This is a genomic window from Rossellomorea orangium (assembly GCF_019334305.1).
Lineage (GTDB): Bacteria > Bacillota > Bacilli > Bacillales > Bacillaceae_B > Rossellomorea.
On the sequence record NZ_JAHWGH010000014.1, the window covers coordinates 132,690 to 145,782 of the forward strand.

Here is a 13,093-nt window from a genome sequence, read left to right on the forward strand (position 1 = left end):
CCCGACTTATGGTGCTCCAATTTGCAGGGTATAGAAATCCAAAGACACTTCTACTCTATCCCCGCGCTTCATGCACCTTCAACAACTTCCCTTTCACCGATGTCTTCTTCATCACCTGCAGAACCAGCGGCCCTTTACCATTCAAAATCTCCACGTAAGAAAGGTTCTCCTGAATGGTGATGATGCCGATGTCGTCAGCTGTCACACCATCAATCTTCGCAATCGTCCCGACAAAGTCGACTGCCCTGATTTTCTTTTTCTTTCCGCCGTTGAAATAGAGCTTCATGATGTCTCTGTTCAGCTGCTCGCTTTTATCCATTTTAAAATCGGGTTCCTCTTCCAGTTTCCGTTCAAAATCATTTTTCCCTTTCGCTACAGCTTCTTCAGTAGGGGCCTCAAGCTTAGGGATCACAAATCCGATATACTCTTCAATTTCTCCAAGGAATTTCTCTTCGTGAGGCGTACAGAACGTGATGGCTTTTCCTGCCTGACCCGCTCTTCCCGTTCTTCCCGTACGGTGAACATAGCTTTCTTTTTCCATGGGAATGTCATAATTGATGACGTGGGTGATGCTTTCAATGTCAATCCCCCGGGCCGCCACATCCGTCGCAATCAGATAACGGAAGTCTCCCCGCTTGAAATCATCCATCACTTCGAAGCGCGCCTCCTGGATCATGCCTCCATGAATTTTATCCACAGGGTAACCTGATCGATCCAGTTCTTCACACAAAGTATCCACATTTTCTTTCGTCCGGCAAAAAATGATGCAACTATCAGGATTTTCAACGGTCGTCACATCCTTTAGAAGTGACAGCTTGTCTTCCTCCCTCACTTCAATCACAGCATGATCGATTTTATCCGTCGTGATGCCCGTCGCCTTGATTTCAATGTGGACGGGTTTCTTCATATATTTATGACAAAGTGTCTCGACGTCCTGTGGTAACGTAGCAGAGAAAGTCAGCGTCACACGGTCTGTTGGTAATTCCTGAATAATGGCTTCCACCTGATCGATGAATCCCATGTTGAGCATTTCATCGGCTTCGTCAATCACAAGATACGAAAGCTTATCAAGAGGTAACGTCCCTTTTTCAATATGGTCGAGTACTCGCCCCGGAGTCCCGACGACAACATGATTCTTCTGCTTCAGTTCAAGCTTCTGGCGATGGAAGGGTGACTTACCGTACACAGCGGCCGCTTTGATCCGCTTGTACCTGCCGATATTGGTGATATCTTCCTTCACCTGAACGGCAAGCTCCCGTGTCGGTGTCAAAATCAGGGCCTGCGGCTTGTTTTCCTCCCACGCGACCATTTCACAAAGGGGAATCCCGAAAGAAGCAGTCTTTCCACTTCCCGTTTGCGACCGTACAACAAGATCTTTTTTCTCAAGAGCAAGTGGAAGCACCTTTGTCTGCACTTCAGTAGGGGCTTCATATCCCAGTCCAGTCAATGCTCTTACAATCTCTTCACTAAGCTGATAATCTTTAAACTTCTTGACAGTCATTTCATAACCTCATTTATTTTTTCTTATTTTCATAGGAAAGCGCCGATTCTATTCATTCAAAAATACCTCTTTAAAATTCTTTTTAAATTTATTTAGGTATTCCACCAATAGTGTGTTATGCTTTATCTAACCATTTTAACTTGTAACATGTTGTCTCCGGGACCGACGAACGCTGTCGGTCCCTTTTTATATACTAAAGCGGAGGCGGCTTGTTCAGAGGCGACAAGCATAAGACGAACAGGCCTGAAAGGCGCCTTTTGCCTTTTTGGCCTGTTTGACTTATGACCTCGAGCCTCTAGCCGCCGGAGCTGGCAGTCACCTAATGCGCAGGCGGTTCGTCCAGCCCCGACAAGCATAAGATGAATAGGCTGGGAAGGCGCTCTTTGCCTTCCTGGCCCATTTAGCTTATGACCTCGAGCCTCTAGCCGCCGGAGCTGGCAGTCACCTATAGCGGAGGCGGCTTGTTCAGCCCCGACAAGCATAAGACGATCAGGCCGGAAAGGCGCCCTTTGCCTTTTTGGCCTGTTTGACTTATGACCTCGAGCCTCTAGCCGCCGAAGCTGGCAGTCACCTAAAGCGCAGGCTGCCCACCCACCCCGACAAGCATAAATTAAACCAATAAAAAAAGGACCCTCTGAGAGGTCCCTCTTTCTTAAAAGCTATTACGCTTTAACAACGTTAGTCGCTTGAAGTCCACGTTGACCTTGCTCAGTGTCAAATGTAACTTTTTGACCTTCGTCTAAAGATTTAAATCCTTCGCCTTGGATAGCTGAGAAATGTACGAATACATCTTCTCCACCTTCGATTTCGATGAAACCGAAACCTTTTTCTGCGTTAAACCATTTTACTGTACCTTCTTGCATGTGTGTATCCTCCTGTGTGGACATTGAATCCACGATTTATTACTATTATTGCTCAAGTTAGATATCAAAGGCGAAAAGTTTAAATACTTTCTTTCCTTACAGACCGAACAAAAATAATTCTTCTTAAGATTAACAGGAAATCGTAAAAATAGCAAATGCATTCTTTCTTTTTCTCTGGAAACAAGCAAAATCAGACTCCATTTATAAAGAAATTCCTAAAAGTAAAAAGCCCACTTCCACAAGGAAATGGACCTCACACTACTTTTCTTCCTGTTTGCCACCATGCTTAACGCCTTTACTTGTATAAGGCTTGTTGCTTTTCTTCTTATTGGCCCCTGCCTGCCAGCGATTCCAGCCTTTCTTTCCAGTCCCTTGACCCGTTCCGCTCTTTTTCTTTGGTTTACTCATTTTTTCACTCCGTTATAATTATGATACGTTCTTTCAAGATCGTCTCCATACTATAACACGTATCAAGGGGTCAGAATACTTCTTGTTTATTCCACTTACCTTTTCTGCCCTGTATAAATGTGAATGGCATCCCGGAGGAATTCCGCCATTCCATCCTGATCAGCATCATAATAAGCCTTGAACCGTTCGTCATCAACATACATCTGAGCAAGTCCGGCATGGGCTTCCTTATTATAGTGACCCCAATAGAAGCTGATCCATTGCCGATGCAAATCAGCCGCTTTTTGAGCTGTGTCACTTGCCGGATCACCGTTTTGAAATGCTGTCTCAAGCGTTCCCTTGATTTCCCTCTCAAGTCCTGTTACCTTTTCATGATCCTCCAGAGACATGTTCATGACTCTGGCATTCGATTCGTCCACCTTCTTATCACCGTATTTCTCCCGTACTTCATCCCCATACTTCTTCTCATTCTCATCTACCATTCTCTTCTTGAATCCTTCAAATTTTTCTTTATCCGACATCGTGACTTCCCCTTCCTTTACACGTAATGTTTTTTCTACATTCGCAATCAGTTGATCAAGCTGCGTGCGCCTGCTCATTAAGATTTCCCTGTGTTCCCGTAATGCCTGTGCTGCGTCAAAGGTGGGATCATCCAGAATATCCTTGATTTCATCCAGTCCTACACCTAATTCTTTATAAAAGAGGATCTGCTGAAGGCGGTCGACTTCCTTCTGTCCGTAAATCCGATAGCCTGAAGAATTGGTCCTGGCCGGCTTCAGGAGCTCAATTTCGTCATAATAACGAAGGGTCCGCGTACTCACACCAGCGATCTCTCCCAGTTTTTTAACGGTATATTCCATGATTTCACCTCCTGACATTTCTTACTTTACAGCTTGACGCAACGTCAAAGTAAAGGGGTAATTTAAAAAAAGTTATACCGAGATCGTTTGGTACCCGGGAAACGATTCAAATAGGGCAATACCTTGAAAATAACGTGCCAGTCCGATATTCTTAGTATAGTCATTTTGAGTATAAGGTTGTGTTGAATATGCGAATTAATAAATATATCAGTGAAGCCGGGAAGGCATCCAGACGCGGTGCCGATAAATTGATCACAGAAGGAAGGGTCACCATCAACGGAAAGATCGCGAAGATTGGGGACCAAGTGAATCCCGGGGATGACGTGAAGGTAAGCGGTGCGCCAGTACGTGTTGCCCGGAATAATGTGTACATTGCGTTAAACAAGCCAGTGGGCATTACAAGTACGACAGAAAAAGGCGTCAAAGGGAATATCGTTGATCTTGTCAATCATCCTTTGCGCATCTTTAACATCGGACGTCTGGACAAAGACTCCGATGGATTGATTCTTTTGACGAATGACGGGGATATCGTCAACGAAATCCTCCGTGCCGAGAATCAGCATGAGAAGGAATACATCGTCACCGTCGATCGCCCGATATCTGACGATTTCTTAAAGCAGATGTCAGAGGGCGTCAAAATCCTTGGAACGAAAACACTGCCATGTAAAGTGGAGCAGGTTTCGAAATACGTTTTCCAAATTACGTTGACCCAAGGGTTGAACAGGCAGATCCGCCGCATGTGCGAGGCACTTGGATACGAAGTGTACCGCCTGCAGCGAACACGCATTATGAATATCCATTTAGGTAATCTTCCTGTTGGACAGTGGCGTGACCTTTCAAAGAAAGAAAAAACGAGATTGTTTCAGGATTTGGATTATGAACCGAAGGAATGGTAACATAGAAAACCCGTTGACAAGACTAACTGAAATAGTCTTGTCAACGGGTTTTCTATGTAGTAAATTAGTTCTTCTTATTTTCGACAAGATACGCTATTATTAAATAGTTTAGAACAATTAACTAGATTTTGTGGAGGTTTGGGAACGCATGGTTTTCAAGAAAAAGGATAAGTTTGCTATTCTTCTTAGTCAGATAGCTGGTAATTTAAAAGTGAGTGCTCATTATTTTGCCGATTATAAAATCAACAATGTAAGTGATTTGAAGGAATTTTCAAGTACGATGAAGGATTATGAGACAAAAGGTGACTCTTATGTGCATGAGGTCATTCTTGACTTGAATAAAGTGTTCATCACACCGATAGAGCGCGAAGACATCCTGGCACTTGCCATGAGTATGGATGATGTATTGGACGGGTTGGAGCATACATCAGCAATGTTTGAAATGTATTCCATTACCCAGGCGGATGAATATATGCTGAAATTTGTTGTAGCCATCCGACAATGTTCCGATGAAATTGAAGCAGCCGTCGAGCTTTTATCCACAAAAAAATGGATTCAGATCAGAGAGCATGCCATTAAGATCAAGGATTATGAATCGAAATGTGACGGTATCCTCCGTCAATCCATCAAGCATCTCTTCAATACGGAAAAGGATCCGATCCGAATCATTCAATACAAGGAGATCTATGAAGAGCTTGAGCAAATTGCCGATTACTGCCAAAATGTGGCCAACACATTTGAAACCATTATTATGAAGAATGCGTAAGGAGTCTTGCAGGAATGGATACAATCTTAATCTTAACCATATTAATTGTTGTGGGGGCCTTGGCATTTGATTTTATTAACGGGTTCCATGATACGGCCAATGCCATCGCAACAGCCGTATCGACCAAGGCGCTGAAGCCAAGGCATGCCATTATCCTCGCAGCGGTCATGAACTTTGCCGGAGCCCTCGCTTTCACGGGTGTCGCGAAAACAATCACCAAGGACATCGTTGATCCTTTCTCACTTGAGAACGGCACCATCGTCATCCTGGCAGCCCTTCTTGCCGCTATCACATGGAATTTAGTTACATGGTATTATGGGATACCGAGCAGTTCTTCCCATGCTTTGATTGGGGCAATTGCAGGGGCCGCCATCGCAGCAGCAGGTGTGTCTGCTCTAAATTACAGCGGATTTATTAAAATCATCCAGGCGTTGATCTTTTCACCGATTCTGGCTTTTGTTGTAGGTTTCCTTCTTTATAGTATATTTAAAATCGTTTTCAAAAATCGAAACCTGGCCAAAACGAACCGGAATTTCCGTCTGATCCAAATCGCGACTGCTGCACTGCAGTCCTTTACCCATGGAACGAACGATGCTCAGAAAGCGATGGGAATCATCACGATGGCCCTGATTGTCAACAACTATCAAACGTCTGATGATATCCAGACGTGGGTTCAGGTATCCTGTGCCACGGCTATGGGGCTAGGAACATCGATCGGTGGATGGAAAATCATTAAAACGGTCGGTGGGAAAATCATGAAGATCCGTCCCGTGAATGGAGTCGCAGCAGATTTGACGGGAGCAGCCGTAATCTTTGGTGCAACAGCCATTCACCTACCTGTCAGTACCACTCACGTTATCTCCTCTTCCATCCTCGGTGTGGGTTCTGCTCACAGATTGAAGGGTGTGAAGTGGGGAACGGCGCAAAGGATGTTGATCACATGGATCATTACATTGCCCATTTCAGCAAGTCTTGCAGCCATCTTCTTTCATATTTTGAATCTCTTTTTCTAATAAATAAGGAAGTCAAAAGGGTACCCCCTTTTGACTTCCTTTTTACCGTTGTGCCTCGACTGGCAGTCGTTCAAACCCAAGGTAACGATCCCCCTGAAAGGTCAATTCTCCCTCGTCCCCTTCGGCAAGCATGCCATATTCCGTATCTTTCACCCTCAATTCCATCCTGTCGCCGCTTTCCACTTCGAAGGTGAGATAGTAATGGCTGTAAGCCCTTGTCTCACCACCACCTCTTACATCTGTCCGTTTACCGATGACTTTCGCACGTACATTCAGAGTCGGTGACTGATTATTCTTACTCCACTGCGCAACTCCTTTGATGGCAGAAGACAATATAATGGATATAATGATGACAAAAATGATCCCGATAAAAATCGGAACCGCTTGGAACATAAAATCCCCACCTGGTGACATGTCGATACTCCCCTTTATCTTTTTTATATTTTAACATCTACTTACCATTATGTGGGATTGATGAAATAGATGACACAAATAGGCCCGATCCGAAACAGGTACACTGTTTTGGATCGGGCCAGACTAAAGGGGGATCAGCCTGTCGGGTGCTTCATTTTGTCCAAGATCATCGTAAAATAATTCTTCTTCACCGGCCCTGGGTCAAGGGGAATATCATTAGCAGCTTCATGTCTTCCCCCGAGAAGGTTCGGGGAATAGATCTGGTTCCCTTCTAAGATCCTGCGTATCGTGAAAGTTAATTCATCACTCGGACTGTCCTTCAATACATAACCATCTGCCCTGCTTTCGCGCACCTTATCGAGATATCCTTCTTTCGCAAATGTCGCAAGGACGAGGATACGGCAATCTTCAACCTCAAGAGGTCCGTCCCTCAAGAGGTTTTCAATGTCGAGGATGAGGAGGTCGGGCTGGTGCTTTCGAATGAGCTCAAGTGTGTGTTCCCTGTTCGTGGCTCTTCCTACGACTTCCATGTCTTCTTCGAGATTGAGAAGAGTGGCGATTGTCCCCAGTAATAATTCTTCATCTTGAGTCATCACTATGCGGATCATGTAGGTTCTCTCCTTATCAAGTAAAGACTCTCCTTATATGAATTCTGCATAAGGAGAGTCGCTGTGTTTTTATAATTCAGGTTTGGCTTCTGCTGAGATGCGGGAATTTGATTTCGCTGAGGACTTGACGCCTCTGAAGCTTACGAATGTCTTATTCTCTTCGTCCCACAACTTGAAGCGGAGCGATTTTAAGCTGGTCCATAACGAGATGGTCGGCACATTTTGTAATGGCTCTGTATTGTTATGAGCTTCTTCCAACTTGTAGTTAGGTACCCTCGGACTTAAATGATGAACGTGGTGATATCCGATGTTTCCTGTCAAAAACTGCATGATTTTCGGAAGCTTATAGTAAGAACTTCCTTCCACCGCTGCCAGTACATACTGCCACTCTTTGTCTTCCTCGAAATAAGAGTCTTCAAATGTATGCTGAACATAGAACAACCAGATTCCGATTGAGCCTGATACCATGAAGATCGAACCTTGCACGAGCAAGAATTCCTGCCATCCAAGCAGAAGACAAAGGAGGGTGATAAGAACGACGATGATCGCGTTCACTAAATACGTGTTATTGCGCTCTTTCTTCCGTGCATTCTTGCGATTGAAACGATTCTTTAAAAGAAATACATAAATCGGTCCTAGTACAAACATAACAAACGGATTACGGTAAAAGCGATACGCTAAACGAGTTTTCAAAGGTGCTGCTACATATTCATCAATGGTAAGGGTCCAAATATCACCCGTCCCACGCTTATCCAGATTTCCACTTGTCGCATGATGCACAGCGTGATCATGTCCCCACTGATCGAACGGGAACAGTGTCAGGACACCCATAGCCGTTCCGACTGCCCGGTTGGCTTTACGGCTTTTAAAGAAAGAAAAATGGGTACAATCATGAAAGATAATGAAGATCCTCGTTAAGAATCCTGCTGCTATCACGATTGGAACGAGTGCCAGCCAATACGACACAGATAAACTTTGATAGGCAAGGAACCATAATAGAAAGAACGGCCCAAGCGTGTTGATCATCTGCCAGATACTTTCCTTCGTGGTTGACTTTTCATAAGGAGCCACTTCTTTTTTCAACGTTTTTATATTTGTCATGTCATTATTCCCTTCGTTTAAGGCGTTGAATTCATTATAGGATAGGTGTGTTCAACGTGTTAGTAGTAGGTGTCATATGCTGGGCATGACAAATGTCATAAGGGAGAAATTGTCATGCGCTTTCATTAAGGGAAATCCTTGATATCACTCACTTCTTTGAACAACTAGTTCCATTTCAATCGGTATTATTATTTTTGAAGAAATGAAAAATATTCTTATTCCCCTGAAAAAAAGCATAAAAATAGGAGCTCCGGAATAAACCGAAGCTCACACTTGGACCCTCAAACCAATTGAAGATATTTTCAGTTAAAAATTAAATTCATCCGGATCCGGACCACTGCGCAGATTCTCATTCAGTTCATCCAATCGGTTCATTTCCTCTTCAGATAATGTGAAATCATACAATTGAATGTTCTCAAGAATTCTCGACTCGGTCATGGATTTAGGGATGGTGATGACACCGTGCTGCAAATCCCAACGAAGGATCACTTGGGCCGCTGATTTATTGTGATCATCAGCGATTCCCTTGATTGTTTCATTTTTCAATAGTTCCGCATTCATCAATGGAGACCAGGCTTCCACATGGATGTCATGCTTCTCACAAAACGCTCGAACCTCTGATTGAGTCAGCTTTGGATGGAACTCGATTTGATTGATGACTGGTTTGATATCCGCTTCACTTAGTAACCTCTCCAAGTGATTCACCTGGAAATTACTCACTCCAATCGATTTTACACGGCCATCTTTGTATAGGGATTCAAGTGCTTTCCATGGTTCCATGTACTTGTCATTCCCTGGCCAGTGAATCAAATAGAGATCAAGATAATCAAGACCCATTTTCTCCAGGCTTTCGTCATAAGCGGCAATCGTTTCATCATACGTCAAACCATTGTTCCATACCTTGGAAGTGACGAACAATTCTTCACGTGTGACGAGACCGGCTTCAATAGCACTCTTGATCCCTTTTCCTACAGCTGCTTCATTTTCGTAAATGGCCGCTGTATCAATGCTGCGGTAGCCGATTTTGATTGCTGTTTGCACCGCTTGCTCCAAGGCAGGACCGTCTTCGACACGGAATACACCATATCCTACTTCGGGCATTTCTATATCATTATTTAAAGTGATAGATTTGATGGTCATACCTATCCTCTCCTTTTACATGAAAGTAATATGCTTCTTGAAGAAACATGTACCCAGTATGAACCATGATCGGGAACTTGAGAAGTAGGCACTTATTTGTGGGATAGGCACCTTGAAGTAACTGAGTGGATGACTATAATAAAAAAAGAGCGTGGAAACTCTCTTCCACACTCTTTACACACATACCAATATCTGTCTGACGAATCTCCCTTTACTCACTTCACAGCGGTCGATAATATCGAAGCCCGCTTTGGCCACATTGGCATCCACATCTTCAAGGGTCACGATGACGACTTTATCAGCAAATCGTCTCGCACTCCTTAACATTTCCAGCTGCTCATCATCTGAAATGACGGAGCAAAGGTTATAAGGAAGGTCAATGACGGCTACATCATAGCTTCCTGTTACATCATTGATGTCCCTTAATGACACATCTCCTTCAAATCCAAAGTGAGCGATATTCTCCCTGACCCCATCGAGGATCAGCGGATTGCGATCACTGCCGACGATATCGATTCCCATGGATAAAGCCTCAACAAGGACCGTCCCGATTCCACAGCAAGGATCGATCATTTTCACCCCACTCGTTTCAGGAGCCGCAATGTTCACGACAGCCCTGGCAACACGGGTACTCAGTGCGGTTGAGTAACTATGGGGCTTTTTCACATGGTGCAGCCATACGGCTTCATTTCTTACATACTTTCCAAACACCCATCGGTCATGAGCCTGGATGATCCCGTACCAGATATGCGGCTCGACTAGCTCTGCCTCCCCTTTCAGGTGCAGACCGACTTCCTTTTCGATTTTGCGCAGCTTCTTAAAGCCTACTTTCTCTGCATCAGGATTCTGGACGAATACAACCTTGAATCCATCCACTGCTTCTAATTGATGTATATGATTCAGTAATTCATCGAACTCGCCAGCTTCACATATGATTTCAAGTCTTTCACGAATGAAAGGACTTCTACTCGGATCGATTTCAATACTGCTTTCGAGAATGCTAGATTCAGAATCCTCACCAAACAGGATGCGTCTCTCCAAAGCACATAGGGAGGCTTCATTCGGTTCCCATGAATACGTATATAAATAGTTTTTCGTTTCGATTATGATCAACTCCGTATGATGTTCAACTATTGCACCTCACCATTGTATCATAAAAGAGGGACGGACCTCCGTTTCGGAGGTCCGTCCCTCTAGAATGTATTACTTCATTTCTGAAATATACTCTTTCACTACTTCAAATACGTATTCCTGATTAGCAGCGGCGGTGTCCGGGTTGTATGCTCCACCGTTCGTTTTGTTGTTGGACAACACGCGGATTCCAAGGAACGGGACTTCATAGGCACCGGCGATTTGTGCTGCCGATGCGCCTTCCATTTCTTCTACAGACGTACCGTATTTCTCATGAAACCATTGGATGCGATCGACTTCGTTATTCCACACGTCGGCAGAACCGATCGTCCCTTCCACGACTTTCCCTTTTTTGTACATGTCCTTTACGGCTTTGGCCGCAGCAAGTAACTCTTCATCTCCATCGAAGTAACGGATTTTTTCAGCATTCGGATCTTCCCCTGCACTACCCTCAGATGCCATCAGATCCATCGGCTTCCAGGCAGTCGGCTCGATCCCTTCTTCATCTGCCAGATTGCCTGTTTTTAACGAACCAAGATTCACGGTTCTTTCACCTAAAACGATATCAAACACGTTCAGTTCCGGGTCATGACCGCCGGATGTCCCTTGATTGATGATGGCGATGGGGTTATATCTTTCAATGGCTACAGCCGTTGCCGCTGCCGTATTTTCCATTCCTTTTCCTGTCTTCGTCACGATGACAGGGTAGCCATCCAGCGTTCCTTTGTAAAAAACGAACGATCCGGATGTTTCTTCTTTCACATGTTCAAGTTTACCTGCGAACTTTTCAGCTTCAATCGGCATTGGACCTTGTATGATGATCGGTTGCTCTTCCTTTTTTTCCTTTGCTTCCGTTGGGGCTGAACTGCAGCCAGTGAATACAGATAGTGCAAGTACAGATAGTGCTGCAAATGAGGCCATTTTCTTTTTCATTTGAATCTCTCCCTTTTCTAGTTGATGGAATCCCTAGTCTGTCTTGGTCCAAAGAAAAAGACCTGAAATGATAGAGTGAATCCTACCTTCCAGACCTCCCGAAGTCAAAGTATAAGTATATGGCAAAACACGCCAAAAACCGAACACCTTAACTCGTAGTCTAGTTCTTATAATGGGAACCAGGTAGAAACGCTCAGACCATATTACCGAGGATATACGAGTGACACTATGTAATTGTGCTACGGTGTTACTATAACAAATCCCATTTACCAATTCAACCAAAATACGAATTTTATTTTAAATTTTATTTTTAATGTTCGTGTTTTTCGTTTTCTCTTACTTTTGCAAGTTAAGCCAATCATTTGAAATCTAAAGACAGAATACTATAATGAAAGAAAAACGATGAGGTGCAAAATATGAAAATCGGACTTATCGGATTAGGTGATATTGCGAGAAAAGCGTACCTGCCCGTCCTTTCAGAAAAAGAAGGTGTCGAGCTGGTTCTGTGTACTAGAAACGAAGAAACACTTCATAAACTGGCTGAGCAATATCGAATCGAACACCGGGTTCAACAAGTGGAAGAATTGATTGCCCTGGATATCGACGCAACCTTCGTGAGTACGGCTACAGAGGCCCATTTTGAGATAGCGGAAAAGCTCATAGAAAACGGCATACATGTGTACATAGACAAACCGATTTCCCTTAACTTACAAGAAACCGAGCGAATCGTTCAACTCGCGAAAGACAGCGGGAAGATTGCCATGGTTGGATTCAACCGACGCTTCATTCCGAAGGTGAAGGAACTTAAAAAACATGGAAAACCGAGCTTCCTATTAATGCAAAAAAATAGATTTGCTGCTCCCGACGAGCCAAGAAGATTCGTCGTTGAAGATTTCATTCATGTAGTCGATACACTCCGTTTCCTGATGGATTCAAAGGTGAAGGATGTACAGGTTCAGTCCTTGAAAAAAGGGGACCTCCTTCATCATCTCATCATCCAGCTCATCGGTGAGGACTGTACGGCTGTCGGGATCATGAACCGTGATGGCGGTGTGACGGAAGAAATCATCGAATACTCTGCGGATCATCACAAATATGTCGTCAACAGCCTCGTGGAGACGACCCATTATCATAACAAGGAAAAGAGCATTTCTTCTTTTGGGGACTGGGAACCTACTCTATTCAAGCGGGGATTTTATGATCTTGTCGATCACTTCATTGAGTGTGTGGAAACTGGGAAAGAACCTGCCCCCTCCATTGAGGACTCATTGATTACCCATGAGATTTGCGAACGAATTGTTGGCATGATTGAGTAGTTGGGACAAAGGGACGTATTCACTGTCCCTCTCCCTTCCCCTTTTTCCCTCTAGGGTTAATCCTCCTCTAATCATTGAATAGACTTTATTCGAGATTCTTCATATGGTTATGATGTTTCCTCAACTTCCCATTCCAAACCAAC

Annotated in this window: 14 protein-coding genes and 1 riboswitch; of the genes, 4 read left to right on the forward strand and 10 right to left on the reverse strand. The window is 44.1% G+C overall.

Annotated elements, in window-relative coordinates; genetic code table 11:
* Positions 1-55 precede the first annotated feature (55 nt).
* The 4 genes from KYJ26_RS10125 to KYJ26_RS10140 all read right to left on the reverse strand — a co-directional run bounded on the left by KYJ26_RS10125 (position 56) and on the right by KYJ26_RS10140 (position 3,632).
* Positions 56-1,501, reverse strand: coding sequence for a DEAD/DEAH box helicase (locus tag KYJ26_RS10125; RefSeq protein WP_219167151.1), 1,446 nt, complete (start codon positions 1,499-1,501; stop codon positions 56-58).
* Between the two features lie 662 nt (positions 1,502-2,163).
* Positions 2,164-2,364 (reverse strand): cold-shock protein, encoded by a 201-nt coding sequence (locus KYJ26_RS10130; protein WP_034762315.1) that lies wholly within the window; start codon positions 2,362-2,364, stop codon positions 2,164-2,166.
* A 258-nt stretch (positions 2,365-2,622) separates the two neighbouring features.
* Positions 2,623-2,772 carry a DUF3934 family protein gene (locus KYJ26_RS10135; protein ID WP_206853761.1) on the reverse strand — a complete coding sequence of 50 codons (150 nt, stop codon included), beginning with the start codon at positions 2,770-2,772 and terminating at the stop codon, positions 2,623-2,625.
* A gap of 95 nt (positions 2,773-2,867) precedes the next feature.
* On the reverse strand, positions 2,868-3,632 hold the full coding sequence (locus KYJ26_RS10140; protein WP_219167152.1) for a MerR family transcriptional regulator: 765 nt from the start codon (positions 3,630-3,632) through the stop codon (positions 2,868-2,870).
* Between the two features lie 188 nt (positions 3,633-3,820).
* Between KYJ26_RS10140 and rluF the strand changes: the two genes are divergently transcribed.
* From rluF to KYJ26_RS10155, 3 genes are all read left to right on the forward strand, one after another.
* Positions 3,821-4,528: a 23S rRNA pseudouridine(2604) synthase RluF gene (gene rluF, locus KYJ26_RS10145; RefSeq protein WP_219167153.1), complete on the forward strand. Its 708-nt coding sequence runs from the start codon at positions 3,821-3,823 to the stop codon at positions 4,526-4,528.
* Between the two features lie 148 nt (positions 4,529-4,676).
* A complete protein-coding gene (locus KYJ26_RS10150) occupies positions 4,677-5,294 on the forward strand; it encodes a DUF47 domain-containing protein (protein ID WP_219167154.1) in 618 nt (205 codons plus the stop codon).
* Between the two features lie 14 nt (positions 5,295-5,308).
* The gene (locus tag KYJ26_RS10155; protein ID WP_219167155.1) at positions 5,309-6,307 is read left to right on the forward strand and encodes an inorganic phosphate transporter; all 999 of its coding nucleotides are present in this window, start codon (positions 5,309-5,311) and stop codon (positions 6,305-6,307) included.
* A gap of 42 nt (positions 6,308-6,349) precedes the next feature.
* Here the strand turns inward: KYJ26_RS10155 and KYJ26_RS10160 are convergent, their stop codons facing one another.
* The 6 genes from KYJ26_RS10160 to KYJ26_RS10185 form a co-directional block, all read right to left on the reverse strand.
* On the reverse strand, positions 6,350-6,721 hold the full coding sequence (locus KYJ26_RS10160; protein ID WP_219167156.1) for a DUF2500 domain-containing protein: 372 nt from the start codon (positions 6,719-6,721) through the stop codon (positions 6,350-6,352).
* Between the two features lie 134 nt (positions 6,722-6,855).
* Entirely contained in the window at positions 6,856-7,329 is a 474-nt protein-coding gene (locus tag KYJ26_RS10165; protein WP_219167157.1) for a response regulator, read from the reverse strand.
* A gap of 69 nt (positions 7,330-7,398) precedes the next feature.
* A complete protein-coding gene (gene desA, locus KYJ26_RS10170; RefSeq protein WP_219167158.1) occupies positions 7,399-8,430 on the reverse strand; it encodes a Delta(5) desaturase DesA in 1,032 nt (343 codons plus the stop codon).
* A 306-nt stretch (positions 8,431-8,736) separates the two neighbouring features.
* Positions 8,737-9,570, reverse strand: coding sequence for an aldo/keto reductase (locus tag KYJ26_RS10175; protein WP_219167159.1), 834 nt, complete (start codon positions 9,568-9,570; stop codon positions 8,737-8,739).
* Between the two features lie 174 nt (positions 9,571-9,744).
* The gene (locus KYJ26_RS10180; protein ID WP_257474964.1) at positions 9,745-10,683 is read right to left on the reverse strand and encodes a TRM11 family SAM-dependent methyltransferase; all 939 of its coding nucleotides are present in this window, start codon (positions 10,681-10,683) and stop codon (positions 9,745-9,747) included.
* A 90-nt stretch (positions 10,684-10,773) separates the two neighbouring features.
* Positions 10,774-11,634, reverse strand: coding sequence for a 5'-methylthioadenosine/S-adenosylhomocysteine nucleosidase (locus KYJ26_RS10185; RefSeq protein ID WP_219167160.1), 861 nt, complete (start codon positions 11,632-11,634; stop codon positions 10,774-10,776).
* A 136-nt stretch (positions 11,635-11,770) separates the two neighbouring features.
* A riboswitch (purine riboswitch) is annotated at positions 11,771-11,874 on the reverse strand.
* Positions 11,875-12,050: 176 nt separating this feature from the next.
* Between KYJ26_RS10185 and KYJ26_RS10190 the strand changes: the two genes are divergently transcribed.
* Positions 12,051-12,950 (forward strand): Gfo/Idh/MocA family protein, encoded by a 900-nt coding sequence (locus tag KYJ26_RS10190; protein ID WP_219167161.1) that lies wholly within the window; start codon positions 12,051-12,053, stop codon positions 12,948-12,950.
* Positions 12,951-13,093 lie beyond the last annotated feature (143 nt).